23 protein-coding genes, 1 pseudogene and 1 riboswitch are annotated in these 26,464 nt (G+C 47.3%); of the genes and pseudogenes, 6 read left to right on the top strand and 18 right to left on the bottom strand.

The window, feature by feature from the left end; genetic code table 11:
- Positions 1-18: 18 nt before the first annotated feature.
- Positions 19-504, bottom strand: coding sequence for a VOC family protein (locus BM082_RS21915; RefSeq protein ID WP_074928610.1), 486 nt, complete (start codon positions 502-504; stop codon positions 19-21).
- Positions 505-612: 108 nt separating this feature from the next.
- On the opposite strand from BM082_RS21915, the gene BM082_RS21910 reads away from it, so the two are divergent.
- Positions 613-1,566, top strand: coding sequence for a LysR family transcriptional regulator (locus BM082_RS21910; protein WP_074928608.1), 954 nt, complete (start codon positions 613-615; stop codon positions 1,564-1,566).
- 22 nt (positions 1,567-1,588) lie between these two features.
- Here the strand turns inward: BM082_RS21910 and BM082_RS21905 are convergent, their stop codons facing one another.
- Both BM082_RS21905 and BM082_RS21900 read right to left on the bottom strand, forming a co-directional pair.
- Positions 1,589-1,771 carry a DUF6435 family protein gene (locus BM082_RS21905; RefSeq protein ID WP_017010025.1) on the bottom strand — a complete coding sequence of 61 codons (183 nt, stop codon included), beginning with the start codon at positions 1,769-1,771 and terminating at the stop codon, positions 1,589-1,591.
- Positions 1,772-1,901: 130 nt separating this feature from the next.
- The gene (locus BM082_RS21900; RefSeq protein WP_017010024.1) at positions 1,902-2,666 is read right to left on the bottom strand and encodes a nuclear transport factor 2 family protein; all 765 of its coding nucleotides are present in this window, start codon (positions 2,664-2,666) and stop codon (positions 1,902-1,904) included.
- A gap of 319 nt (positions 2,667-2,985) precedes the next feature.
- Here BM082_RS21900 and BM082_RS21895 point away from each other — a divergent pair, with 319 nt between their 5' ends.
- On the top strand, positions 2,986-4,608 hold the full coding sequence (locus BM082_RS21895) for an NAD(P)/FAD-dependent oxidoreductase (protein WP_074928606.1): 1,623 nt from the start codon (positions 2,986-2,988) through the stop codon (positions 4,606-4,608).
- 339 nt (positions 4,609-4,947) lie between these two features.
- Entirely contained in the window at positions 4,948-6,261 is a 1,314-nt protein-coding gene (locus BM082_RS21890; RefSeq protein WP_074928624.1) for an anaerobic C4-dicarboxylate transporter family protein, read from the top strand.
- 88 nt (positions 6,262-6,349) lie between these two features.
- Here the strand turns inward: BM082_RS21890 and BM082_RS21885 are convergent, their stop codons facing one another.
- The 7 genes from BM082_RS21885 to BM082_RS21860 form a co-directional block, all read right to left on the bottom strand.
- Positions 6,350-7,390, bottom strand: a complete 1,041-nt coding sequence (locus tag BM082_RS21885) for a histone deacetylase family protein (RefSeq protein WP_074928604.1) — start codon at positions 7,388-7,390, stop codon at positions 6,350-6,352.
- The gene (locus BM082_RS21880) at positions 7,390-7,704 is read right to left on the bottom strand and encodes an ABC transporter substrate-binding protein (protein ID WP_083253174.1); all 315 of its coding nucleotides are present in this window, start codon (positions 7,702-7,704) and stop codon (positions 7,390-7,392) included. Before BM082_RS21880 ends, BM082_RS21885 begins: the two co-directional genes overlap by 1 nt.
- Before the next feature lie 267 nt (positions 7,705-7,971).
- A complete protein-coding gene (locus BM082_RS21875; RefSeq protein WP_017013780.1) occupies positions 7,972-9,954 on the bottom strand; it encodes an alkyl/aryl-sulfatase in 1,983 nt (660 codons plus the stop codon).
- 105 nt (positions 9,955-10,059) lie between these two features.
- A complete protein-coding gene (locus BM082_RS21870; protein WP_017013779.1) occupies positions 10,060-10,968 on the bottom strand; it encodes a LysR family transcriptional regulator in 909 nt (302 codons plus the stop codon).
- Positions 10,969-11,102: 134 nt separating this feature from the next.
- Positions 11,103-11,279, bottom strand: a complete 177-nt coding sequence (locus BM082_RS24860) for a DUF6435 family protein (protein ID WP_017010018.1) — start codon at positions 11,277-11,279, stop codon at positions 11,103-11,105.
- Positions 11,280-11,377: 98 nt separating this feature from the next.
- On the bottom strand, positions 11,378-11,668 hold the full coding sequence (locus tag BM082_RS25375; RefSeq protein ID WP_229491680.1) for a DMT family transporter: 291 nt from the start codon (positions 11,666-11,668) through the stop codon (positions 11,378-11,380).
- A 33-nt stretch (positions 11,669-11,701) separates the two neighbouring features.
- Complete coding sequence (locus BM082_RS21860; RefSeq protein ID WP_208862546.1) at positions 11,702-12,166, bottom strand: GNAT family N-acetyltransferase; 465 nt, start codon at positions 12,164-12,166, stop codon at positions 11,702-11,704.
- Positions 12,167-12,404: 238 nt separating this feature from the next.
- Here BM082_RS21860 and BM082_RS21855 point away from each other — a divergent pair, with 238 nt between their 5' ends.
- From BM082_RS21855 to BM082_RS21845, 3 genes are all read left to right on the top strand, one after another.
- Positions 12,405-13,265: a PA4780 family RIO1-like protein kinase gene (locus tag BM082_RS21855; RefSeq protein WP_017010015.1), complete on the top strand. Its 861-nt coding sequence runs from the start codon at positions 12,405-12,407 to the stop codon at positions 13,263-13,265.
- A 302-nt stretch (positions 13,266-13,567) separates the two neighbouring features.
- Positions 13,568-14,941, top strand: a complete 1,374-nt coding sequence (locus BM082_RS21850) for a tetratricopeptide repeat protein (RefSeq protein ID WP_017013775.1) — start codon at positions 13,568-13,570, stop codon at positions 14,939-14,941.
- Positions 14,942-15,016: 75 nt separating this feature from the next.
- A complete protein-coding gene (locus tag BM082_RS21845) occupies positions 15,017-15,652 on the top strand; it encodes a DsbA family oxidoreductase (RefSeq protein WP_017013774.1) in 636 nt (211 codons plus the stop codon).
- A gap of 90 nt (positions 15,653-15,742) precedes the next feature.
- Here the strand turns inward: BM082_RS21845 and BM082_RS21840 are convergent, their stop codons facing one another.
- The 8 genes and pseudogenes from BM082_RS21840 to BM082_RS25470 form a co-directional block, all read right to left on the bottom strand.
- Entirely contained in the window at positions 15,743-16,366 is a 624-nt protein-coding gene (locus BM082_RS21840) for a CDP-alcohol phosphatidyltransferase family protein (protein ID WP_017013773.1), read from the bottom strand.
- Positions 16,359-17,048 (bottom strand): ATP-binding cassette domain-containing protein, encoded by a 690-nt coding sequence (locus BM082_RS21835; RefSeq protein WP_017013772.1) that lies wholly within the window; start codon positions 17,046-17,048, stop codon positions 16,359-16,361. The genes BM082_RS21840 and BM082_RS21835 overlap by 8 nt, the downstream gene beginning before the upstream one ends.
- Entirely contained in the window at positions 17,017-18,717 is a 1,701-nt protein-coding gene (locus tag BM082_RS21830) for an ABC transporter permease (RefSeq protein WP_017010010.1), read from the bottom strand. The genes BM082_RS21835 and BM082_RS21830 overlap by 32 nt, the downstream gene beginning before the upstream one ends.
- Before the next feature lie 34 nt (positions 18,718-18,751).
- Positions 18,752-19,894, bottom strand: a complete 1,143-nt coding sequence (locus tag BM082_RS21825; RefSeq protein WP_017010009.1) for an ABC transporter substrate-binding protein — start codon at positions 19,892-19,894, stop codon at positions 18,752-18,754.
- Between the two features lie 63 nt (positions 19,895-19,957).
- Positions 19,958-22,108 (bottom strand): dihydrolipoyl dehydrogenase, encoded by a 2,151-nt coding sequence (gene lpdA / locus BM082_RS21820; protein WP_074928598.1) that lies wholly within the window; start codon positions 22,106-22,108, stop codon positions 19,958-19,960.
- A gap of 1,277 nt (positions 22,109-23,385) precedes the next feature.
- Positions 23,386-23,979, bottom strand: coding sequence for a TfoX/Sxy family DNA transformation protein (locus tag BM082_RS21810; protein ID WP_017010007.1), 594 nt, complete (start codon positions 23,977-23,979; stop codon positions 23,386-23,388).
- 114 nt (positions 23,980-24,093) lie between these two features.
- A riboswitch (cyclic di-GMP riboswitch) is annotated at positions 24,094-24,181 on the bottom strand.
- Positions 24,182-24,497: 316 nt separating this feature from the next.
- Positions 24,498-25,505 carry an HTH-type transcriptional repressor PurR gene (gene purR, locus BM082_RS21805; protein WP_017010006.1) on the bottom strand — a complete coding sequence of 336 codons (1,008 nt, stop codon included), beginning with the start codon at positions 25,503-25,505 and terminating at the stop codon, positions 24,498-24,500.
- An 810-nt stretch (positions 25,506-26,315) separates the two neighbouring features.
- A pseudogene (locus tag BM082_RS25470) lies at positions 26,316-26,464 on the bottom strand (IS4 family transposase); the annotation flags it as partial.

Genomic DNA, 26,464 nt, shown 5'->3' with positions numbered 1-26,464 from the left:
ACCTCTCATTACTGCATCTTATGCATGGGTTGTATTCTGGTTGGTCTCTTTCTTTTTGAGCTCGCCGCTTTCGCCGCCGTACATGTTTTTCTCTGAGGGTTTGTCGCTGCTGTATTGCAAAAATTCGAATTGAAAGCCTGCAGGGTCGTTGTAATACACGGTTTGTCGGAAAGGGTGGTCGCGGCCTTTAATATCAACACTGAACCCTTTGAGTGATAAGCGGTGAATGACGCTTTGAAGGTCGTCGACCACGAAACCTATGTGTGCGACGCCGGGTTGAATACCTTTAAGATCCCTGATTTCGCCAACTGCGCCGTCGTTGAGTGTCAGGTAATAATCATCATCTCCTACATGAAGCCAATGACGGGTAGATGCATTTTCTGCACTGCCCCATGTCATATCGCCTTCACCACGGACTCGCCACTGCGGGAACGCGGTCAGCAAAAAAGCTAACGTTGGTCGAATGTCTTCCATCACTAAATTGATATGTTCTAAGCGCACCATGTGTACCTCCACCATCTGTATTTCGACTTCGTTGTCACAGTCATCACGTTGATGTTGAAACTTTAGGCTGGTTTCAATTTGTAAACAATATGGTTTTATGTAGACTCTATGTTGAGTTTTTATCAACAATGGGTGATATGTGTGGATACGTTTAATGCGATTCCGATTTTTGTTGCTGTTGCGGATACAGGGGGCTTTTCAAGTGCCGCGCGTGTACTCGATATCTCTAAATCGGCGGTGAGTAAGAGAATCACACAGTTGGAAGCGCAGCTAGGTGCACGACTGTTTCATCGCACCACGCGAAAACTCAGTTTGACTGAGGCGGGTGAACGTTATTACCAATACGCAGCACAAGCCAGTAGAGCGGCAAAACAAGCCGAAGATGCGGTGGGTGAGTTGCAAGGCGAACCAAAAGGCGTGCTGAAGGTGCTGTTGCCGATGTCGATAGGCCAATTGCACATTGCCCCGCTAATCCCTGAGTTTCTGGCGCTTCATCCTCAGCTTCATATCGACTTAGTGTTGGATGACCGCGACGTTAACCTCATTGAGCAGGGGTATGATCTGGCGATTAGAACAGGAGGAGAATTAACGGATTCGAGCTTGATTGCACGACGTTTGGTGCCGTTGCATAGCATCGTGTGCGTGTCTCCCGCTTTTCATAACAAACATCGTAAGCACCTGACAAAACCGGAACAACTGGTACATGTAAATTGCCTCACATATAGCTATTCCAGTAATGCGGATGTGTGGACGTTTTCGTCAAAAAGCGGTGACCTCTGCAAGGTGAAAGTCGCAGGCAATTACCGTGTTAATAATAGCGTGGCACTTCGAGACGCTGTAATTGCAGGTTCCGGCGTAGCAAGGCTTCCGACATTTGTTGTCGGAGAGGCCATTCGGAACGGAGAGCTGGTTGCTTTGTTTGACGACTATGAAATGCCCTACAAAAATCTCTATTCTGTTTACCCTGAACGGGATTATTTGCCAGAAAAAGTCAGAGTGTTTTTGGATTTCATCGTCGAAAAACTAGGAAATGGATCAGCCTATTGGGATCGATTTGAGTGAGCCTGACAGTGCTGCACATTGTTTAGGATGATTTGACGCTACTCTCGATCTTTTCGATTTCTTGCCAAATATCTTCTGCCTCAGCGGTTATCAGCGAATAGGTTTTGATGTCACCATTTCGTTGCGCCTTCATTGCCTGTTCTAATTTTGCCTTGTACGTGTTTCGAAGTTTTTTGGTCGGGTCTTTTTTGAAGAATGAAAACATGCGTGATCCTTAGTCATTAAGTTCAATCGTATTACGCATGCACCTTGCACCAAGATCAGTGATTCCGCGTTTATTCTTTATTCCATGTTTATTCAGAAGGGTACTCAGAATGTTTGAACAAGCTTAAGGCTTAAAATTTCCCGTTCTCGTTATTCCATACTGAGCGCGGCGGAACGGTTTCAACCGTGTCCCAATGCTCCACGATCTTTCCATTCTCAAGGCGGTACAAATCGTAAAAGGCAGTATGCTCGCCCATTCGGAAGCCTTCGCAGACGCTAAGCACGAAGTTGCCTTCGGCAAGGGTGCGATGGTGGGTTTCGTAGAGAAGGGTCGCGGGTTGGTCAGCTGTGCCCAACGCGGCGATCAGTGAATCAATATCGTCGCTAAGTTGTGGGTTATGTTCGGTGTAATTGTTTGCATTCATATAATCAAGCATCAGGTGGGCTTGCTTGTTAATCAGAACATCTTGAACGAAGGCGTTGATGGTGGCGCGATTGCTTTCTGTCTGTGCAATGTCGCTAACCTGCGTTGCGCCATCAGTCATTGAATGGCCAGAAACGTTGGGCGCTTGTTTAAGTTGAAGGTTATCCCAGTGCTCAACGGTTTTATCGCCTTCGAAGCGGAACACCTCGAAGCAGATTTTCTCGCTGCTGAAGTCATATTCCGTGTGGGCAAAGATGTAATCGCCATCGGAAAAAATGCGGATGATCTCTACATGAGGGTTTGTTTTCGCGAGTTGAGTGAACAGTTCTGCAAGTCCAATTCCGCCTTCTTTGGTCATTGGGTTGTGCTGTACATACTGTGATTCGTCAACGACAGCGACAGCGTGAGCATCACCGTTTTCAATCCCTTTTTTTAGAAGATCGTGGATCCATTGCTTCCGTTCTGCACTCATACATCTTGTCTCTTTCATGCTGATTGCAAACGAGTGTAGCTGAAAGCAATGTGAACAGTTGCCTCATAAACCAATCACTGTGAGACTTGTTGTTTTGAAAAGAACACAAAAGGCGTGTTTTGACGTGCGTACAATGTCTATCCGAGGTGCGTCGCTTTGCGCTTCGCGTCAACTTGCCATCGCAGGTGATATTTTCAGTAGATTCTTTCTTTATCTTTATGATTAGTATGAGATTTTATCTTTGTGTGATCTGTATTACATTTTATTGAAAGATAACGTAAACTACGCGCCTAATTTTATGCCCACTATCAGGTGAATTATGATTCGTATCAACCAAGTTAAACTACCGTTGGATCACAGTGAAGATGCGTTGCAGCGTTATGTGTTAGAGGTTCTGTCTATCTCTGAGCAGCAGTTGGTTGATATCCATGTTTTCAAACGTGGTTATGATGCGCGTAAAAAAAATCAAATTACCCTTATTTACACCTTGGACGTCACGCTAACAGATGTTGATGAAGAACAGCTGCTAAAAGGCTTTGAAGACGACCATAACGTTCGCGTTTCGCCAGATACTGAATACAAATATGTTGCTACCGCACCGGCTAACTTAACCGAACGACCAATCGTGATTGGCATGGGGCCATGTGGTGTTTTCGTGGCGCTGATTCTTGCGCAAATGGGATTCAAACCCATTGTGCTAGAACGCGGTAAATCGGTGCACGAACGTGCGAAAGACACCTTCCGCTTCTGGCGTACGAGCGAGTTGAACACTGAATCCAATGTACAATTTGGGGAAGGTGGGGCAGGGACGTTCTCTGACGGTAAGCTGTATAGCCAAGTGAAAGATCCGGGCTTTAAAGGCTTAAAGGTAAAACAAGAATTTGTTGCTGCGGGTGCACCTGCAGAAATTATTTACGTAAGCAAACCGCACATTGGTACCTACAAACTGGTGACCATGGTTGAGAAAATGCGCCGTAAGATCATCGAGCTTGGCGGTGAAATTCGTTTCGAAACGCGTGTTGATGAAATCAACATTGAAGGGACAGGCGAAGATCAACATGTGACAGGCGTGACGCTCAACGGCGGTGAAGTGATCAACAGTAAGCACGTTGTTGCTGCTATCGGCCACAGTGCACGTGACACATTCCAAATGCTGCACGACAAAGGTGTTTATATGGAAGCACAATCGTTCTCGATTGGTTTCCGTATTGAGCACAAGCAAGAGATGATCGATAAAGCGCGCTTTGGTAAAAGTGCGGGCCACCCGCTGCTAGGCGCTGCGGATTACAAACTGGTTCACCATTGTAAGAATGGTCGTTCGGTTTACAGCTTCTGTATGTGTCCGGGCGGTGTTGTTGTTGCGGCGACATCTGAAGAGCATGCTGTTGTTACTAATGGTATGAGCCAATATTCTCGTAGCGAGCGCAATGCGAACAGTGCGATTGTGGTAGGCATTTCTCCAGAAGATTTCGACAATGATCCTCTTCAGGGTGTGGCGTTGCAGCGTAAGCTTGAGCGTAATGCGTACATCATGGGCGGCAGCAACTACGATGCGCCTGCTCAAATGGTCGGCGATTTCTTGGCGGCGGGTGAAGGTAAACCTTATGAAGCGGTTGAACCATCTTACAAGCCAAACGTGAAAATGACCGATTTGAGCGATGCACTGCCAGATTTTGCGATTGAAGCGATTCGTGAAGCCTTGCCTGCGTTTGCAAAGAAAATTCGTGGTTTTGATAGTAAAGACGCGATGTTAACGGGTGTTGAAACGCGTACATCTTCACCGGTTCAAATCAAGCGTGGTGCTGACTTCCAGAGCATCAATACCAAGGGTTTGTACCCAGGTGGTGAGGGTGCTGGTTATGCGGGTGGTATCTTGTCTGCGGGTATCGATGGTATCAAGATCGCTGAAGCGGTGGCGTTGGATATGCTAAAAAACGCGTAAGCGAAATATCCAGCCATTAAATCGCGATACCAATGCTAGCCGAAGACTTCTAGTCTTCGGCTTTTTTATTTCAAGTCTGTATGTTCATGTCCTATTCGTCTTTATTTTCTCAATTGTCTAGCACGTAGATTTAGTTATTTAAGCGGTATTTATATGTGCTACAAAATTAATTAATGACGTTGATAATCATAAAGATAGATCTAAAACGCTTTTTCTGAAAAATAACGGTTTTTAAAGGAAACTTTTGAATTCCAAGTGTGATGCATAATTGATTATTTGATTCGCGAAATAACTATGATGCGCGAGTTAATTATTAACGTTGTCATCAAGGAGTTTGATGTGTTTTTTATCGAGTTTTTCATTGTTCTCGGCTGTATTTTAATTGGGGCTCGCATCGGCGGGATTGGTTTAGGTGTTCTCGGTGGCGTTGGTCTTGCCATTTTAAGTTTTGGCTTTGGTCTTCAACCGACCAGCCCACCAATTGATGTAATGCTGATGATCATGGCGGTTGTTGCTGCCGCGGCGGCAATGCAAGCGTCAGGTGGTTTGGATTACCTCATCAAGATTGCTTCAAGCATTTTGCGCAAAAATCCTCGTCACATCACTTTTATCGCGCCATTGGTTACTTATCTATTTACCTTCCTTGCAGGTACTGGCCACGTAGCATATTCCGTGCTGCCTGTTATTGCGGAAGTAAGTCGTCGTAGCGGTGTTCGTCCTGAGCGCCCTATGGGTATGGCGGTTATCGCTTCTCAGTTCGCTATTGTGGCGAGCCCAATTGCTGCCGCTGTTGTGGCATTGGTTGCTTTCCTTGAGCCACAAGGCATCACACTTGCACAAGTGCTGGCAATCACGATTCCGGGTACTTTCTTAGGTCTCGCTTCTGCTTGTCTCATCGTGAACAAGCTAGGTAAAGAGCTAAAAGACGACCCTGAATATCAACGTCGCATGCAAGATCCTGCGTTCCGTAAAGAGATGGAACAAGAAATCGAAGTGGCGGAAATCGTGGTTAAGCCACAAGCAAAAACGGCGGTTGGTCTGTTCTTGTTTGGTGCGCTAGCTGTGGTCATCATGGGCGCATTCCCTGCATTGCGTCCTCAGTTTGACGGTTCAGCTATGGGCATGGCACACACCATTGAAATCATCATGCTATCTATGGGTGCGCTGATCATTTTGATTTGTAAGCCAGATGGCAATGAAATCACACAGGGTTCAGTGTTTCATGCCGGTATGCGTGCCATCGTGGCGATTTTCGGTATTGCATGGTTGGGTGACACCTTCATTGCGGGTCACGGCGACATCGTAAAAGAAACCGTGTCTGGCTTAGTAGAAGTTGCGCCATGGACGTTTGCATTCGCCTTGTTTGGTTTGTCTGTAATGGTAAACAGCCAAGGTGCAACCACGGCGGTATTGGTGCCTGTTGCCATTGCGCTTGAGTTACCAGTGGAAGTGATTATCGCGACATTTGTTGCGGTGAACGGTTACTTCTTCATTCCTAACTACGGCCCAATCATTGCGTCAATCGACTTTGACCGCACGGGTACGACGAAAATTGGTAAATACATCTTTAACCACAGCTTTATGATCCCAGGTCTATTGAGCATGGTGTTCAGTATTATCTTTGGCTTTATTTTTGCGGGTTTTGTTCTGTAATTTTAAAAGCATGCTCTCGCGGTCGCGGGAGTGAGTGGATACAAAAAAGTCGCCCAATGTGGCGACTTTTCTTTTTAGATTTTATTAATCACTTGGCAGACGTAAACCCGTTCAATACTGCAACGGTGTTATTGCCCAGATCGTCAACGGCGTAACCGCCTTCAAACACAAAGAGGGTAGGTAAACCCAATTCGCCCAGCATTTCACCGATGTTTAGATAGTCTTCGAGCTTGAGTTTGAAGTGACTGATTGGGTCGTTTTCGTAAGTATCCATGCCCAGCGAAATCACGAGCGATTCTGCGCCAAAGGTACGTACTCTCTCAATGGCCGTTTCTAGGGTCGGGCGATACAAAGACCAATCGGTTTTGCCTTGTGGCAGTGGCAGATTGAGGTTGAAGCCTTTGCCCTTGCCTTCGCCGTGCTCGTCATCAAATCCCAAGTAATGTGGGTAGTCGTAGTCTAGGTCTCCGTGAATAGACACGAACAGCACATCGTCACGATCGTAGAACATGGTTTGTGTCCCGTTACCGTGGTGATAGTCGATATCGAGAATGGCGACTTTCTCGTGACCTTTGCGGCGCAAACCTTCGGCGGCAATCGCGGCGTTGTTGATGTAGCAGTAGCCCCCCATTAAATCTGGCGAAGCGTGATGACCGGGTGGACGGCACAATGCGAATGCCGCTTGTTCGCCACTCACCAATACGTCAACACCCGTTAACGCGCAATCGACCGCCGATGAAATGGCGTCAAAACTGGTTTTGGTAATGGCGGCTGTCATGTCAAAGCTGTAGTAGCCTAGCTTGCCTTCGATGTCTTTCGGCACGCGGTTACGAAGGTGACGAGCCGGTACAAAACAGTAAGGGGATGCATCGCGCTCTGAACCGTAAGTGGCTTCCCATTCGTTCCACGCATTTTGCAGAAACTCAACGTAGTCTGGTGTATGAACCCACAGCATTGGGTCAATACCAAACGTTTTGGGTTCGATAACTTGATAGCCGCCATCGCTGGTTATGGCGTTCAACACCATGTCTGCGCGTTCTGGCTTTTCGAAACACGGCGTAGCTTCGCCGCCAAGAAATTCATATTTCACTTGGTGGAGTTTTTGTTTTTCGCTGTAGATAACCTTCATTATTTCTTTAGCTCCAACCAGTATTGATTGTAAATAGACACGGCTTTACCGATGTTCGACAGGAATTGGCCTTTTTGTTTCACCTCTGTCGGTGGGAAGATCACCTCACTGTTACGCAGGGCATCGGGCAAATGTTTAAGTGCGCCTAAGTTCGGGACGGCGTAACCAATGTCTTCAACCAGCACGGCTTGGTTTTCAGGCTTCATCAAGACGTTGATGAAGGCATATGTCGCGTCTTTGTTCTCTGCATGTTTAGGGATAACCATGTTATCCATCCAGAAAACCGTCCCTTCTTCTGGGTAAAGATAGTGGATCGCCGAGTTTTCAACTGTCGCGCGATGTTACGCGCGAGAATTACATACGAAAATGATTGGCATATCAATGAAATCCACGGTTTTATTGGGCTACAGCGGTGCTTTATAGATTGGGCGATTTTTCAGTGGGCGTGCATTCATACATTGAATGAACAGAAAAGGTTTGAAACGCGGTGTCTGCAAACGAGAAAAAACGCCCCGTCGTGAAAGAGGGGCGTTCAATGTACTCACAGTTAACGGTGAGTAAGATACGGATTTAGGCGCAGATTATTTCTTTGGTTCGATGATGTTGAACCAGAAATCAAAGCTGTCCATCATACCTGCGATATCAGTGAGGGCTTTGCCGTTACCTTCGACATTGGCTTTACCCGCTTTCACTAATTCAGAGATGCTGGTGGTGCCCATTAACACTTTGTTAAGCTCTGAACGGTTCATGGTCAGCGTCATATCTGGGTTATCTGACTGCACGCCTTTGAGGTTATTCAAGTGTGCGTTTTCAAGCTCAACCAAGAAAGTTTCGTTCACGTCTGGCAGCACAAAGTTAATGGTGTAATCCACGTTTGCGGCTTTTTCACCGTTCAAGCGAACGCCGAGATAATCCAAGAACAATTCGGTGTTCATCGCCACAACCATATCAGCGCCTGCTGTCTTGGTTGCATCACCTTTTGGTGTGCCGTTACGAAGCTCGTAAGCGCCCATCAAATAGGTATTACGCTCGCCTGCAGATTCGCTCTGGTAACCCAGTTGCTCTAAGCAGTCAGCTTGCAGGTAACGCGCTTTTTTGTTGGTTGGCTCTGCGAACACGGCTTTGTCGACCACTTCCGCACACCAACGGTAATCACCGTTGTTAAAGGCTTTCTGGCCAACGTTTAACACATTGTCCATACCGCCCATGGCTTCCACATATTTTGGTGCAGCATCAACGGGGGCAAGTGGGCGCAACGTTGCTGGGTTCATGTCGAAGTAACCCAGGTACTTGTTGATCACGGCTTTCGCATTACGGTGGTAGCTGCCGTGGTAACCACGGTTGTACCATTCGTTAGCAAGCACGTCAGGTACCACGAATTCGTCTTGAATTTCATTGACGGTGACGCCGTGGTTTGCCATGCGCAATGCTTGGTCATGAATGTAGCCATACATGTCGCGTTGTTTGCGAAGGAAGTGGTTGATGTCTTCTTTGCCCCAACGTGGCCAGCTGTGTGACGCGAACATTACGTCAGATTTACCGGCGTACATGTGGATTGATTCGTTGATGTACTTACTCCACGCTTTCGCATCACGCACTTCTGCGCCGCGCAGGGTGTAAACATTGTGCAGGCCACCCACGGTGTTTTCTGCCATCCAAAGTGCATCGAATTGCGGGAAGAATGTGTTCATTTCCGCCGGTGATTCGGTACCTGGGGTGTTTTGGAATTCCATGGTGATGCCATCGATCACCTTAGTTTCTGTTTCTTCGTTAATTACAGTGGTAGGTGCGATAAGGCTGACTTCGCCTTGTGCAACACCTTTACCGATAGCGGCATCCACTTGGCCAGTCGGTGCTTTTTCTAACGCATTGCCGTATTGATAGGTCACGCGACGAGACATGGCATTGCCGGCCAGTACGTTCTCAGCCACTGCGTGATGCAAGAAGCCGCGTGGAGCGATGATGTCTACTTCACCGCTATCCGCTTGCTCTTGGGTCACAATACCTTTCACGCCGCCAAAGTGGTCAGCGTGTGCATGGCTGTATACCACCGCTTTTACTGGGCGTTCACCCAATTCTTGGTTGACGAAATCGAGAGCCGCTTTTGCAGTAGCAGGAACGGTCAGTGGGTCAAAGACGATCCAGCCTGTGTCACCTTGTACGAAGGTGATGTTTGCAAGGTCATAGCCACGAACTTGGTAAATGCGGTCGGTAACTTTGTATAGACCGTGGTGCATGTTCAATTGGGCTTGGCGTTGAAGGCTAGGGTGAATGCTGTCGTAGTCTTTGCCGTCGAGTAGAAACTCGTAGTTACCCAATTCCCAAACGACCTTGCCGTTGGCATCTTTAATTTCTAGGTTGTCTTGCTGGGCAATGAGGCCCTTTTCTACTAGCTTGAAATCTTCTTTATCAGAGAAAGGCAGAGTTGCGCGTTGCTCTGCGGCGAATGCTTGTGTGGTTGCTGTCGGTGCTTTCGTGTTTGGTGTGAAAGTGTGGGCAACGGCAGGAACGCTGATGGAAGCAATAATCAGTGCGATTAACGTAGGCTTGAATGTCGTTTTCATAATGCTCTCGCTTTCTTCGTTAATTGAATAAGGAACGAGAGCCACTATAAAGACAGGAACAAGCGCGAACGATTCGCGCTGCAATAATCGATTATTAAGCAGTGCTTAACTGTTTTGTAGAATATCTTCGATTTGTTCACGCAGCCAAGTGATGCCTTCATCATGCTGTTTCGCTTGATGCCAACAGACGAATGTGGGAACGGGACGTATGTCAAAAGGGAGCGGTTGAACATTGAGGCCCAACTTTTCAGCCCATAAATCTGCAAGGCGCTTTGGCGTAAAGCACAGAAGATCTGTCATTGCGGCTGTTGCCATCAAATTGAGCATGGAATCACTTTGATAATGCACTTTACGTGCAGGCAAAGGTTTCTCAATCAAGTTAGAAAACATGAAGCTACCAAAGCGTCGACTCGTCAATGCAGTATGCTTTTCAGCAAAAAACTGTTGAAGGGTAATTTTCCCTTTAAGGCGGGGATGATCTTTTGCATAGGTGACCACAAGCGCTTCTTCCGAGACTTTTGCGGTAATAATGGAAGGGTGACTAATGGGTAAAGATGAGAGAAATAAGTCAGCACCGCGCTCGCTCAGCACCTGACTTGGCGTGAAGTGATTGTCTTCATAAGGCGTTAAATTAACGTTGATTCGTGGTGCTATATCACTGAGCCTGCTTAATAACTGTGGCAATACGGCCAAATCGAAATACGCGTGACCACCGATCATAAACTCGCGAGTACTGGTGCTGGGCTCAAATGAGGTATTCGCTTCAAGCCCAAAACGAATGGCACTTAACCCTTCTGCGACGTGCTTGTGCATGTTGATAGCATGCTGGGTCGGTTGGATCCCCCGGCCTTGTCGAACAAAAAGCGGTTCTCCGACGTGATCGCGAAGTCTTGATAGATTCTGGCTAACAGCGGCAGAGGTCATGTTGAGTTTATCTGCAGCTTTGGCAACGGAGCCGAGCGTCATGACGGCATCAAACACGGTGAGTAGGTTTAAATCGTAATCTCTCAGCATGAAATTAATTAAGCTATGGTTAAGTTTTGTTAGCTTATCATGCAGGATATAGGCGGGCTAGACGTAAAAAGCCATTGAACTCGTCAATGGCTTTGATGGTGAAATTGATAGCTGATAAGAATGGATTGAAAAGGTTATTTGGCGCTGCTTTCGATACGTTCGATTTCGCGCCAAATATCTTCAGCTTCTGCGTGGATAAAGGAATAAGAACTGATATCGCCATTTCTCTGCGCTTGCATTGCGCGCTCAAGTTTGGCGTTGTATTTCTCACGCAATTTTTTGGTTGGGTCTTGCTTAAACAGTGAAAACATACCGACACCTCTTTTCTGCTAGATGTACTAATCACTACGCAAAGTATTGCATAAATGATCACGCTTGTCGTTATGGTACCTCTGTTATTGCGACGAATTCATGACGCTTCTTTGACAGATTGAGTACGAGCTTTTTGAACAAACCACACGCCCACCATGATGAATGCCATTGCGCCAAGGTCGACACTGCTGATAGGTTCATTAATTAAGAATGCCCCAATGAGCAGTGCCACGACGGGCGGAATATACGTCACCCCTGATGCGACAATCGCCCCCATTTGATTGACACAGTAGTAGACGATGTAAGTCAATCCGTGTTGATGAGCGTGTCGCCGTCTTTCGGTGTGAAATGGCTGAACCCGCGTCTTGGGCAATTTTAGCAACATCATCCAGACATCGACTTACGGCTTTTGCTTCTTTTTTTATGTTTTGCCATCGACATAACGTGCAATCATTATCACTTCATCTGCCGAATAGAGGTCAGGGATCGTGACTTCTACCTCTGCGCCCAGTGTCTTTTTATAAAGGGTTTGTGCAAAATTGTCGGCGCGGGTGTTCACCATAATGTGCTTTAAGGTTGAACCTTGCTCGGCAAGCAGTGTGCGTACCTGAGGCAGTGACTGTTCAATCAATGATCGACCAACGCCTTTACCTTGCGCGTGTGAAGCGACTGCCAGTAATTCTAGATCCAACACTGCGTCGGCGCGAAAGCCACTTTTTTGTGTCCAAGTGATGAAGCCAAGAATGTCACCGTCAGACTCAGCAACGAAGTTGAGGAAGCGCGGGGCAGCGTTCAGGTTACATTCAAGCCACTCATAAGAGCGTTGCTGGCGTACGAATGCTTCTTGATGAATAGCCGCCGCTTTTTGTAAATCAGCGTGAGTCATCAGGCGAATGTGCATAGTGACCTTCTCGTGAGGGAATTGCGTATTCTATCGAGATTACAGCGCATTCTAGCCCGTGTCTTTTCCATTTTTAGCATTTTATCGAAAGGGAAAGTGGGCCAATTGCGGTTGTTTCTTTACAAGTGTCGATTCGCGCTCTATTGTGCCGGAATCTTTACGGTTATTGGCTAGAATAAGCAGGTAGCAAAGTATTGTTGCGTTATTCACATACGAAGGTGAAATGAAGATACCAGCGAGATTATTGCCATTGGTTGAAGATGGCATGGTTGATGAAGTGATTTCTCAGTTGATGAGCGGCAAAGAGGCATCGGTATATGTTGTATCGAGTGGCGGCCGCATATGCTGCGCGAAAGTGTACAAAGAAATCGACCAACGTAGCTTTAAACAAGCTGTGGCGTACCGCGAAGGGCGCAAAGTAAAAGACAGTCGCCGCGCTCGTGCGATGGCGAAAGGCTCAAAATACGGCCGCGACGAACAAGAAAAAGTGTGGCAAAACGCAGAAGTGGATGCGCTATACGCATTGTCTGAAGCGGGTGTTCGCGTCCCTCAGCCTTACGGTTGTTTTGACGGCGTGTTATTGATGGAGCTTGTCACTGATGATAAAGGTTCTGTTGCGCCGCGTTTGAACGATGTCACTTTGTCCCACGAACAAGCATTGCGAGATCATGCACAGATAATTACAGACGTCACGCGCATGTTGTGTGCGGGTATCGTGCATGGCGATTTGTCAGAATTTAACGTGCTGGTGGATCACCTTGGCCCTGTGATTATCGATTTACCACAAGCGGTTGATGCCTCTGCAAACAACAACGCGAAGTGGATGCTCGAGCGCGATGTAAACAACATGACCAATTACTATGGCCAATACGCGCCAGAGTTGATTGGCACGCAATACGCCAAAGAAATGTGGGCGCTTTATGAAGCGGGCGATTTGACGCCAAACACGGAACTGACAGGCATATTTGTTGATGATGGCGGAGACGCCGATGTTGATGGCTTGATGGCAGAAATCAATGCCGTGATGGAAGAAGCAAGGTTGCGTAAAGAACGTCGCTTACAGGCGGAATCTGGCGAAGAATAGTCTCCCGCATTCTCTCACTTTGCTGAACACATACCTTTTGAAGCCAGTCTTATGACTGGCTTTTTGCGTTCAGGGCTTTGTTCAAACCCTTTGCGATCCAAATGTGCGGGTTGTGAGCGCGTATCGCTCTAACCGTTTCGTTATTTCTTCTACCGACAAACAATTTCTTCTTAGCCCGCCAATTTATGCTGCGTTGTTTGTGCCCTAACGGCTGTTTATGCTCGACGAAGGTTAAGTCAGTGGCTAACGCGTCTTCATCAAAAAAGCACTAAAGCAGAGGACGAAAAGATAGGGAGATAACTATGAACAAAGACAGTCGAGGTCTTTCTTATTCCGGAACAGATCAAGCAGGTATTGCGAAATTTGAAGAAGCAATGGCGTGGAATTTCGATTATCGACCGAACGGATTAGAAAAGGTCGATGCATTGCTAGAGGCGTATCCAAATTTTGTGATGGCATGGGTGCTAAAAGGATACAGCATCGCCAGTGAAGGGCGCTTTGAGGCACTGAGCAATATTCCACTCACGTTTGTAGAAAATAGCAGTATTAGGATTGCCTCTACGCCGAGGGAGAGAAAGCATGTATTGGCATTGGCTGCCTATGTGCAAGGCGATATAAAGAAATCGGTCGAGATTTGGGCTGATATTTTGAACGAATGGCCACTGGATTTACTCGCATTTCGACAGACAACAGGGAACTTATTTTGGATGGGACAGCGTCAACGTTTGGTCGATACTGCCTCGAAAATAGCACCCTATTGGACTGAGAACACCCCCGGATATGGCTATTTTATTGGTGCTTTCAGCTTCGCGCTCGAAGAGGTCGGGGAATATTCACTGGCCGAGAAATATGCGCGCCGCGCTGTTGAAATAAACCCATCTGATATGTGGGCAGTACACTCGATGGCACATGTGCTGGAAATGAATGCAAGAACGGATGAAGGCATCGCCTGGATTGAAGAGAGACATGAACGTTTGCCAAAGCATAATGCCTTCGTCGGTCATATTTGGTGGCATTTGGGTTTGTTTCATTTAGAGCAAGGCCATACTGAAAAAGTGTTGTCTTTGTTTGATGAATATATCTACCCGGAAGCCTCATCGTTTTATCTCAACATACAAAACGGAGCGTCTTTGCTTAAAAGGCTTGAATTCGTGGGCGTTGATGTAGGCAACCGATGGGAGCGCCTTTATACAGGGGTTAAAGATTCCGTTGGCGATTACCTCTATCTTTTCACTGAACTGCACACCGCGATGATACTGAGTCGATCGGGTAATGCCTTTCAACTGTCACAACTTCATTCTTCTTTGTCAGATTGGAGCAAACTGCGGTACGCCAATGAAACGGAGATCGCTCAGCAATTAGTGTCAGGCATCGCAGCGTATGAAGGTAAGGAGTACGCAATGGCATCAGAAAAAATACTCCCTCAACGTTATAACCTGTCTGTTCTGGGGGGAAGCCATGCGCAGCAGGACATTCTTACCCAGTATCTCATCGATGCAGAGTACAAGAACGGTCATGTTCATACTGTCACTGGATTGATGAAAGAGCGTGTGTCCCGTCGTACGCAATGGGACCAAAAGCCAGAGCGTTTTATGGAAATGTGGCAGAAAATTGAAGCGATGAAAGACGGTATGTCAGACGATATTTTCCGTCAACTATTGAGAAAAGTTCAGTGAAAAATGGGTAAACCAAAGCCATTGAATAGGTAAACCACGTCGAAGCAAGTGCGCAATGAAAAGGACAAATAGAACATGACAGTAACTATCAATTTTTATAGCGACTTGCTTTGTTTTTGGGGGTGGGTAGGCCAGCAACATAACGACCAAGTGATGCCACTTTGCGATGACAATGTTGAATGGAAACACCATTGTTTAGATTTATACGGAAACGTGCCGGAGCGCATGCGCGGGTTAGGAGAGGGTGACAAAGGCTACATGAAATACGCTGAAATCACTGAGCGATTGATGGCACGTTTTGATGGTTTGGATGTTCACCCTGACCTTTGGCGAAAAGTGCGCCCAACCAGTTCACTGATGCCACACCAAGCCGTTAAAGCGGTTGCATATGTTGCGGGGGAGAAAGAGGCGCATGATGTTGAGCGCGCTCTGCGTGAAGCCTTTTTTTGCGATGCCCGAGACATTAGCCACTTTGGTGTGATGAAAGATGTGCTTTCTGACCTGCATTTAGCGGTGCCTGACGTGATGGAATGTCTACAAAGTGGGCATGCATTGGCCACTGTTTATGGCGACATCAAGCGTGCTGAAACGGATAAAGTACCGGGCAGCCCGGCGTGGATATTTGACGAAGGACGCTATCGCTTCTTTGGTCAAGTGGATGTCGAGTCGTTGGCATTTGCCATTAACAAAGCGGCCGCAAAACAGGCATAGTGATTGTCGCTCAGGGCATCAAAACATATATGCGGGTGCAAACCTCGTATCAACTTTGCTATCCCGCTTTTTTCTGAGTGTCTTGATCGGTTATTTGTCGGTGTTATCCACTTTCAATGTTTGGTAACCCGCCCAAACACGCGTTAACGTTGTTACCCAGCAAAGCGCCCCAAAGGTCCACGCAATTTCTGCAAAATACCCCGGGAATAAACAAAACAGCACGAAACACGCAATGGTTTCTGTGCCTTCGGTTAATCCACCGATGTAGTACAACGATTTGTTCTGATAAACAGGGTTCTCGATGTCGCGCTTACTGGCCATGACCGCAAACGCCAAAAAGCTCGACCCTGTTCCCATGAAGGAAAATACCAAGAACGTTGCCGCAACGGCATTTTGGTCGGGGTTCGCCAATGCAAAGGCGAAAGGGATCATCGCGTAGAACAAGAAATCCAAGGTGATATCGAGGAAACCGCCTGCATCTGTTATTCCTTGCCGCCGCGCCAATGCGCCATCAAGCCCATCAAAAATCCGATTAATCGCGATGAACAACAAGCCCAACCCGTAGTGCTCGGTCGCGATGGCGGGCAGGGCGAGTAAGCCGATGAAGAAACCTGCAACCGTGACTTGGTTAGCGGAACAACCAATGGTGTCTGGCAGTTTTGCTGCTTGTTTTAGCGGCCAGCGAATCACCGCAATGGCATAACGATCAAGCATGTTTTTCCTCCGGCTTTATCAAGGTTGCGGGAGGTGTAATGTCGGATGCTGTTGGCAATGGCCATTGTAAACAAGTGCTTCCTTCCGGCACGTCATCCTCATCATGAGTCACCATCACCGCAGCGATATTGCGGTTTTTTATTTGCTGGAAAACAAACGCTCGGAATGCCTTTCTTAGCGGTTTGTCGAGTTTACTGAATGGCTCGTCCAGCAAGATGACATTAGGGTGTGAGAGCAGGGTTCGCATTAAGCTCACGCGTGCGCGTTGCCCGCCTGAAATTTGCTGTGGCGCTTTGTACGCAATGTCAGCGAGATCGATGTCTTCCAGTGTTTGTAGTGCCCGCGATTTTTTCTCTGAAGCTGTCATGGTATCTGGCAAACCAAACGCGAGGTTTTGCCAAACATTCAAATGTGGGAAGAGTAAATCGTCTTGAAACAATATGCCCACCGCACGCTTCTCAGCAGGTAAGGCTAAGATACTTTTTCCATTTACATGAATGTCGCCCAAGCATTCGAATTCGGGTGACAGATGACCGGCAATGGCGCTCAGTAGTGTGGACTTGCCACAGCCACTTGGCCCCATCACTGACAGAATATGGCCATTTTCAATCGTAAATGACATGCCATGAAGCAGTGTCATCTGCGGTGATTTAATGGTTAGGTTTTGTACTGATAAGCTCATTGGAACTCACTTGTTTGTCAGCGTGACGTGCTAAACGACGCTGTGGATCTGCGATTCGGCTGGCGGCGAGGGCTATACCGAAAAAGACCAAAGGTAAAAATGCCTGTATCAGGCCGTATATCGCGCTAATGCGTCTGTCTTGTCCGCTGGCGAGACTCACTGCTTCCGTGGTGAGTGTGGTTATTCTGCCCGCACCGAGTAGCTGTGTCGGTAAGTATTGCGCAAAGCTCACGCTTAGCCCAACCGCCCAAGCCAGCAAGATCGCAGGTAAGACAATCGGCAATTTTACGGATACCCATGCTTTCCATGCGCTGTGACCGAGGCTTCGTGCTGTTTGTGTCAGGCGTTGGTCGAAGGAATGCCAAGGTCCATCAAGGGCGAGATACACATACGGAAAGGCAAACAGGATGTGCGCCCAAATGGTTGCCGGCACATGCCATTGGCCTGGGAGCATATAAATGGCGATTTGAATACCAAACAAAATGGAAAGCTGTGGGATCAGCATCGGAATAGCGATAACCAATTGCGGGACAGATTTATGGTATTTGTCGCGGTATTCCAAACAACCAATGGCAAAAACAAGGGCGACGCTGGCGGATACCAATCCAAGAATAAGGCTGTTGGCCGCCAACTCAAGCAAGTTGCCCACTTCTTGTTCCCAAAAGCGTGTCGTGGTGCGGGTTGGCCAAAGCGAAGGAAAGCGCCAACGAAGGGCGAACGACCAAACCAGCAAAACAGGAATGATGATGACAGGCAGCAACGCCACAAAGCCAAAGAGGTATTTACCGGGCAATGAATAGGTTTTGCTGCCGCTAAACTGCCATGATTGCCAGCCTTTAACCAAAAAGTATTCTGCGAGCCTATAAAGCAATAACACGCCAAAACAAGCCACAAACAGGGCGATTGCCCCTGCTGCAGCGCGGGGCACTTGGGTCAAATCGGGGTCATTAAACCATTGCCACACCAACACAGCGAATGTCGATGGTGATGAAGGGCCCAGAATCATGGCGACATCGACCACCGACATGCCGTAGGCCAGCACCGCATAAATGGGGAAGCGCATTTTGGTGAGCCATTGAGGAAAGACCACTTTTAACCAAGACGCGCTGGCGTTATACCCAAGGCTTCGAGAAGCCGTGAGTAGCCGATCAACCTGCATCTGTTTTAGCACAGAAAGGCTCATCAGAAGCAGAAACGGGGTTTCTTTAATGGCCAACGCGAGTATCAAGCCAAACCCTTGACTGTCTTGTACCAGTGACCACAAATACGGCTCTGTTTCACCTGTTAGAGCGGCAAATAACCGAAACAACCAACCTGACGGAGAAAAGGTAAGGGCAAAGCCAATGGCGAAAGCGACATGTGGCATGGCAAGAAGGGGAGAGAGCCATTTTTCAATGCGATTCCAGCCTTGTGTGCCCCAACAGCGCTGGAGGATCAGAAAGGTCATCAATATGGCGAGAAGTGTGGCAGTTACGCCAGTGAAGAGGCTGAGCTGAAGTGCTGTTCCACTGCCTGGCCACGAGGTCATCGCGTGCCAGCCATCTAAATTTGGTTCGTTTAATCCAAGGGCTGGGAGGTAACTGGCTGCGGAAAGCAACACACCGCCAAGCCCCGGGATGAGGGGTAAACAACACACTGTCAGCGTCATGACATACAGCAGACGTAACATGCTTACCCCTTGTGAGTGTTCATTGTGCGTCTACTCACTGCTGCGCGTAGCGTTCAAGCCATGCGTTTTCCAACGCCACTTGCCAGCTTGGGTGTGGTTCAGGCTGAGATTTGAACAATGGCTTGCTGCCCACACTGTTCAGTTTCACCACAGCAGGGTCGCCCCATACGGTGCTTTTCGATTTACGCGCTTGTGCTTCTTCGCTCAACAAGAAGTTGATGGCAACCAATGCGCCTTCTTTTGCATTGGCGTTCCAAGGGATCCCCATAAAGTGAATATTGGACAGCGCGCCCTTATCAAACGCAAAAGCTTTCGCTGACGGAGCAAGCGTGCCGTTTTCAATGGCGGTATCAGCAGCATTCGGGTTAAACGTTATGGCAAGCAGTAATTCTCCGTCATCAAGTAACTGCAGCGTTTCTGCGCTCGCTGCGGGGAATTGTTTCCCTTCACGCCATGCAACCGCATTTAATTGATCGAGATAAGCCCAAAGCGGCGCGCTGATGGCGTCAAATTGCGCGTCATCGACGGGTTTATAAAGTGGCGCTGTATCCGACGCTAATTCCAATAACGCGGCTTTTAAGAAACTGGTGCCGTGGAACTGCGGCGGTTTCGGATACGTGATTTTCCCAGGGAATGCTTTAGCGAGGCTCAGTAGCTCATTGAACGACTTCGGCGGGTTCGCCAGTGTTTTTTCATCATGAATAAACACCAACTGTCCGACACCCCAAGGGGCTTCTAAACCTTCAGTCGGCTCGGTGAAATCGGCCGTCACGGGCAGGGTTTTATCAACGATTGCCCAGTTAGGAAGCTGTTCGACAAAAGGGCCGAACAGCAAGTCGTTTGATTTCATTGATTTGAAGTTTTCACCATTGATCCAAACCATATCAACACTGCCGCCAGACTGTTTGCCCGCGGCTTTCTCTGCGACCAAACGGTTGATGGTCTCGGAGATGTCAGACACTTTGACGTGTTTTAGCGTGACACCGTAACGGTCATCAAGCTGGTCACCTGCCCAACGCAAGTAAGCATTGATCTCAGGGCTGCCACCCCATGCATTGAAATACACGGTTTGGCCTTTGGCGTTTGTTTCAATCTCTTCCCAGTTGGACAGGTCCGCGGCAACACTGGCGGTGCTGAAAGCCAGTGCACAGGCTGTGACGATTGATTTGACATTCATGGTGTTTAATCTTCCTTAATCATCGGTTGAATCAGATTGTTCATAGAACCCAAGCGTGGAGACCTATGAACGCTTTGGTTCTTTACGCATCCATGTGTGGAACTTCTCTACCCAAACCAACAGACCTTGCGGGGCGTTATTTTGTTTCCAAACGCCCGCGGTGTATTTGGTGGCTTCACTCATTGTTGGGTAAGGGTGAACCGTACCAAGAATTTTGTTCAAGCCAAGGCCGTGACGCATAGCGAGGGTGAATTCTGCGAGCAAGTCACCAGCATGTGAACCCACAATGGTCGCGCCAAGAATTTTGTCTTTGCCTTTTGGCGTGATCACTTTGATAAAACCGTGGTCTTCGCCGTCGGCAATCGCGCGGTCTAGGTCATCAATGCCGTAATGTACCACTTCGTAATCGATGCCCTGGGCAATGGCTTCTTTCTCATTGATGCCGACACGTGCCACTTCAGGCGCCGTGTACGTCGCAGCAGGCATGACAGAGTAATCGGCTTTGAACTTCTTGAAATCGCCAAACAGGGCATTCACAGCGGCATACCATGCTTGGTGGCCGGCAGCGTGTGTTAATTGGAATGGGCCAGCCACATCGCCCACTGCAAAGATGTTCGGGTAATTTGTTTGTAGGTAGTCGTTTACCTTCACTGTGCCACGCTCAGTCAGCTCTACGCCGATGTCTTCAAGGCCAAACCCTTTGGTATTTGCTACGCGGCCTAGCGCCAGCATGACATGGTCGAACTCAACCACAACTTCTTCACCGTTGTTGTCGAGGTAAACGCGTTGCGTGTCGCCGTCTTTCTCAAAGCGTGTTGCTTTGTGGCCAAGCAAAATGTTTACGCCATCTTCTTTCAAGCCTTTTACAACGAGCTCAGCGGCATCTGCATCTTCACGGATCAGCAGTTGGTCTGCCATCTCTACCAAGGTGACATCTGAACCTAAACGAGAGAAGCTTTGCGCAAGCTCTGCACCGATTGGGCCACCGCCAAGAACCAGCAGATTTTTAGGAAGTTCTTGCAGTTCCCATACATTGTCAGAAGTGAGGTAGCTGACGTCTGCAAGACCTGGAATGCCAGGTACGAGTGGGCGAGCGCCCGTCGCAATGACGATGTTTCGGGTGGTCAGGCGTTGACCGTTCACTTCCACTTCCCAAGGCGAAAGGATCTTCGCTTCGCCTTCGATACATTCAACGCCGAGCTTGGTGTAACGCTCGACTGAATCATGAGGTTCAATGTCGGCAATCACTTGATGAACACGACCCATGACTTGTTTGAAATCGACAGTGGGTTCACCCGCAGTCACACCAAACTCTTTGGCGCGGTTGATTTCATGCACGGAATGACCTGCACGGATCAGTGCTTTGGAAGGGACACAACCTGTGTTTAGACAGTCGCCACCCATTTTGTGTTTCTCTATCAGGGTGACTTTCGCTTTCACTGCTGCGCCAATGTAAGTCGTTACCAAGCCACCTGCACCCGCACCAATTGCGATGAGGTTGCGATCGAACATGACAGGTTTTTGCCACTTCTTATACACACGGCGTTTTTCGATACCGTTCATGATGAACTTAGCAATGATGGGGAACACGCCTAGAAGCACAAGAGACACCAACACACCCGGTGACACTATTCCGCTTAAAGAATCAATTTGTGCCAGCTGTGTACCGGCATTGAGGAACACCATGGTGCCCGGCAACATACCGATTTGGCTGACAATGTAAAAAGTTGCAGTTGAGATAGGCGTTAAACCCATCAACAAGTTAATGAGGAAGAAAGGGAAAACTGGAATCAATCGAAGCGTGACAAGATAAAAAGGGCCGTCTTTTTCTACGCCCTGGTTAATCGTCGCTAGCTTGTTACCAAACTTACCTTGTACCCAATCTTTCAGTAGGAATCGGCTAACTAAAAACGCGATGGTTGCGCCGATGCTGCTAGCAAATGACACCAACAACAAACTCCACCAGAATCCGAACAGGGCTGCCCCCAGTAACGTCGCAATCGCAGCGCCTGGGAGAGAAAGGGCTGTCATTGCAATGTAAGCCAGGAAGAATACAACGCTCGCGGTGACAAAATTATCAGAAATGCTCTGTTGCAAGGCTTCATGCTGCGTTTTTGCATTTTCTAACGTAAATAGCGCACCTAAATCGAAGGCAAACCACGTGACAAAAATCGCGGCTATCACTATGACTATGGATATTTTTTTCTTGTCCATCTTGCTTCCTTTTCGACGACGTTGTCATGCAGTTAACTATGGCAAAAGCTTCACGACTCTTCACAAAAATCAAAGCGAAACCAGAGGGTTAAAATTGCTTTTATTGATAATTGTGATTTGCAACTAAGACTGCGCGGTTTATAGCACCATGAAACCTAATGCTTACAATTTTTTGTGGATTGTGCTTCTGACTAAAAGACCTGAATACACACCGAATAATTACAGTCATGCTCAGATTTTTCGAACATGACGTGATGAACGTGAGCCGGCTACAAAGCTTGAGTGCTTTAAGGTATTGAATTTATTGATTGATGCGGAGCAGAGTATACGTTGATTATGCAGAGCAGAGTATACGTTGATTATGCAGAGCAAGAGGGAGTGGGAGGTGAAATACGTGTTACAGGTTCGGGTTTAATGCATGCGGAGGCATAATATTTATCGTTAATGACTGATGCTAACAACTATGAGCAATACACGGTGTATTGAAAAACAAGTGTCGACAGTGGAAGTAATGAAAGTATGACAGCGCCGGAAATGTGGTAATTACGGTGCCAATAACGCTGTGCGAAGCTATTTAGCTTCAATCCCCAAAAGACAACGAGGGTGTTAAACGTGCTCAAAGACAGGACCATCATTGTTACAAAAGACGGTGCGAAAGTGCCTTGGGTGAGGGCAAAATAAACCGAGATCGGAAAACAAAAGCAAAAAAAGACCGTCCACTTGAAGCGACGTGGCCATTTACTGAAGTGATCTCTAAATATGCAATCAATCTGATCGGGAAACGGTTTAGTGTGGTGCATCATCTTGGTGCCATTTTGCTGCCTGTCTCTTCGGCTTAGTTCAAAATTTCGCCACATGATAATCTAAGACCAATATTTAGTATTATATATGTGACATTTGTCACATTAATGCGTCAGTGTGGGTTTTTGAAGAGTAAGTGAGAGATTAACGATTTTTCGTCAGTTTTTACCTGATTTCTTGATTAGAGCCCCGTCATATGGGCGTTGATTTAGGAGATGATTTCGTTTTAATGATGCTATAAATGACAAATCAGATGCAGTAGATTGTGCAATAGTGACGTTTTACCACATAGAATGCGTCAAAAACCTCAGGCATTGCTGATAAACATGGGGAAATGTAAACGCCTTGAACCCCTAGAATGTAGCAAGGGGCTGGTGGCTGAAGAGCGGCATTAAGAAACGGTATACCCAAGCAATCTCGCGATGATCATCCAAGGAGAGGTTATTTGGGTATAGCGCGTTTTATCGTGAAGAGAACTATTGCTGCAAGGTGTTCAACAGCTCATCACGTCGTTGCGGTGTAATCACTGACCAGTGCTTTCCTTCAATCGCACCTTCCAATGCCCACAATAATTCAAGGCTTAGTGCGTCGCTGTGAGACTTCTGAAGCGCTTGATAGGCGCGTACAGCACCTTCCTGCTGAAGTTGCTCCACACTGTCTATCCCGGCCTTCTTCAACATACGCTCTGTTGCAAGTCGCAAGTTAGGCAGGTCTTTAATGCGGTTTGGCGTTGCGGTTTTCTTTTCTTCCTGATCATCACGGGCTATGGCGAGAGCTTGTTTCGCAAAGTCCATCATGGTGTCCGTTTGTTCCCACCAATCATCAGGTACGCTGTAGTACTTGGTGACAACAGGGAAACCGCGTTTCTTATAAATATACGGCTGCATGCTGAAACGTTTAAATTCACGTTCATTTTGCTGGCCTGCACGAAGGTGAAGGCGGTCATTTACCACCAACGCAAACATGGTTTGATCGCAGAAAACACCAAAACCGCCGAACATAGATCGAGACTTGATCGTGCCCAGACATTCGAAGAACTTCAGTGTGTTTTTAAGAGTAGGTTTGTCCATGTGACTAATTCTCAATCAATACGTTCCTGGATGAATGGTCAAGGGGTAACGTAGCAAAGCTAATTCAGAGAATTGTCAGCGATCCGGGCTGGCCGGAAGTGAAATGCTAGCGTCATCGGTAGCTCCGCTGCCATTCATCATTAATGATGTTAGGCCGGTGGCTTTGCGTCCCACGCTTTCGCGAGGTTTGCCTTTTTCTTGACAACATTTAGCTTAACCGAAACCTCTGAACTTGTCCTTATTGCTAGTCTGTAAATATGTGATCTTGCTTCAATATGAGCGTTATTGATGACTTTAAAAGTATGCTCTTGTCTTTGTAATTGAAGCAATTTTGAACAGACAGCTGAAATACCATTTGAGAGGAAGATTAGCACCAGAAAACTAGACAAAAAGTTAAATATGAGTTCTGTCGCATAAAAGAGTCAGGAGTAGTAAGAGTTCTTGTCAAAAAACAAAAAGCCCGAGATTCAATCTCGAGCTTTAGGTTATTGATGTTGCAAGGGTGTTGCTGTGCGTGGTTAATCGTTAAGATTTTTCACAGATCGACGAACAACGAGCTCTGGTTGCATTTCGAAGATCTGTTGTTCGTTCTCTTTGTTCGCTAAACGTTCCATTAACAGCTTGATCGCGGTTTTACCCAAACGGTTCTTCGGCTGGTGGATGGTTGTTAGCGGTGGAGAGAAGAAGCCCGCCAAATCGATGTTGTCATATCCAATGATTGAAATGTCTTTGGGTACATCAAGACCCGCTTGGCGGAAAGTACTGATTGCCGCCAATGCCATGATGTCGTTAAAGCAGAATAGGGCAGTCGGTAATTCGTCTTGTGCTAACAGTTTCTCAGTTGCTTCAACGGCTGAATCACATTCAAAATCTGCTTCTACGATCCAATTTGGGTTTTCTTTTAGCCCTGCTTCTGCCAGCGCTTTACGAAAACCAATCAGTCTCGCCTGACAGGTTAGTTTATCAAGCTGGCCTGACATGCAACCGATCTTGGTGTGACCGTTGTCGATGAAGTGTTTGGTTGCGATGTAGCCACCGAGCTCCGCATTATCTTGAATGCAGTCAGTATTAACGTGCTGTGTGCCCCAGTCCATAACTACCATTGGCAGATCTTTCTTCTTTTCGAGCAGCATCAGCAACTCTTCGTTCAGATCTGAACACATCACCAACAAACCATCGACGCGTTTTTCTGCCAGCATGCGCAAGTAATCACGTTGCTTGGCGAGGTTACCTTCGGTGTTGCACAAGATCAGGGTGTAGCCCTCTTTGTAACAATACTCTTCAACACCGTGTACCACTTCAGCAAAAAATGGGTTTGTAGACTTGGTCACTAGCATGCCGATAGTACGGGTCGTGTTGCATTTCAAGCTACGCGCAACGGCACTTGGCGCATAGTTAAGGTCGTCGACGGCAGCCCATACTTTTTTCGTGGTCGATTCTGCGACAAAGCGTGTCTTGTTGATCACGTGAGAAACCGTGGTTGTTGAAACTCCGGCCATGCGCGCGACGTCTTTGATCGTTGCCATTTGTTAATCTTCTTATCATTTTCAAAGGCAGCATGAGAAATGCTGGCTGCCTGACATGTTTACGCCGCTTACTGAAAGCGGCGTACTGGATTCGACGAAACGGGTATCCGTTTTCTCTACCGTCTCGTATCAATGAGTGAATGCATGAAGCCAACATCATGCGTTCATGGTTTTCTGCAAAGCGAAAAAGGCGCTGCTTAATGGCAGCAATTGCTCGACGTCTCCGTTGTGTATTGAGAATCAACTTACATCGTGATTCGTCACTGTTTGCCGCGGATTATCTGTTTGTACTGCGTTGAGCATTTTGATTATCCACCAACGTACTATTTACTGTTTGTCTGACGCAGTGTGCTGCACATGGCAAATAAACAATCGGGAATAACCGGAATATCCAATTTTCTTTTTAAAAACGGACAATTGAGAAAACACTGATTTCGTTGGCGTAACGTGTGAGGGTTGCTACCTCGTTGTTGCCAGTGAAATTTTTCATATTTTTCTCAATGCCAATCGCTTGCGCTCACAGTTTACTGTCAGTTGCAGATTGCCGCAATTATTGAATTGAGGCTACTCGCATAAGCTTGACACGTATCATGGTTGTTATTCATCCACACCCTGCGAATATCAAGCGCTGTAGCGGATTGGCTGGTTGTATTTTTGAGCGTTGTTAACTTGAATGTTGACGCGTAACTATGTCGCGTATTGACGTGCAGCTATGTCGAACATTGAGGACGTCTGCTTTTATCCCGCACGGGGTGAAAATGCTGAATGATAAAAACAAAAAAAACCGGGGCGATCCCTAAGGCCACTCGCTTAAGAGCGAGTGGCTTTTTTCTCTCTGGTTCTGGTTGGATATTTTGCGGGTCTTTTCAACACTGCCCGAGGGTACGCTTTCCTCTTTCTCTTGTTAGGTAATATCAGCCGTTTGCCATTTTCTCTAAGCATTTTTAGTGCATTTGGGA

Origin of the sequence: Enterovibrio norvegicus DSM 15893 (genome assembly GCF_900115495.1) — a bacterium.
GTDB lineage: Bacteria > Pseudomonadota > Gammaproteobacteria > Enterobacterales > Vibrionaceae > Enterovibrio > Enterovibrio norvegicus.
The sequence above is the reverse complement of the archived record's forward strand: the minus strand, read 5'-3'. Positions and strand labels throughout refer to the sequence as shown.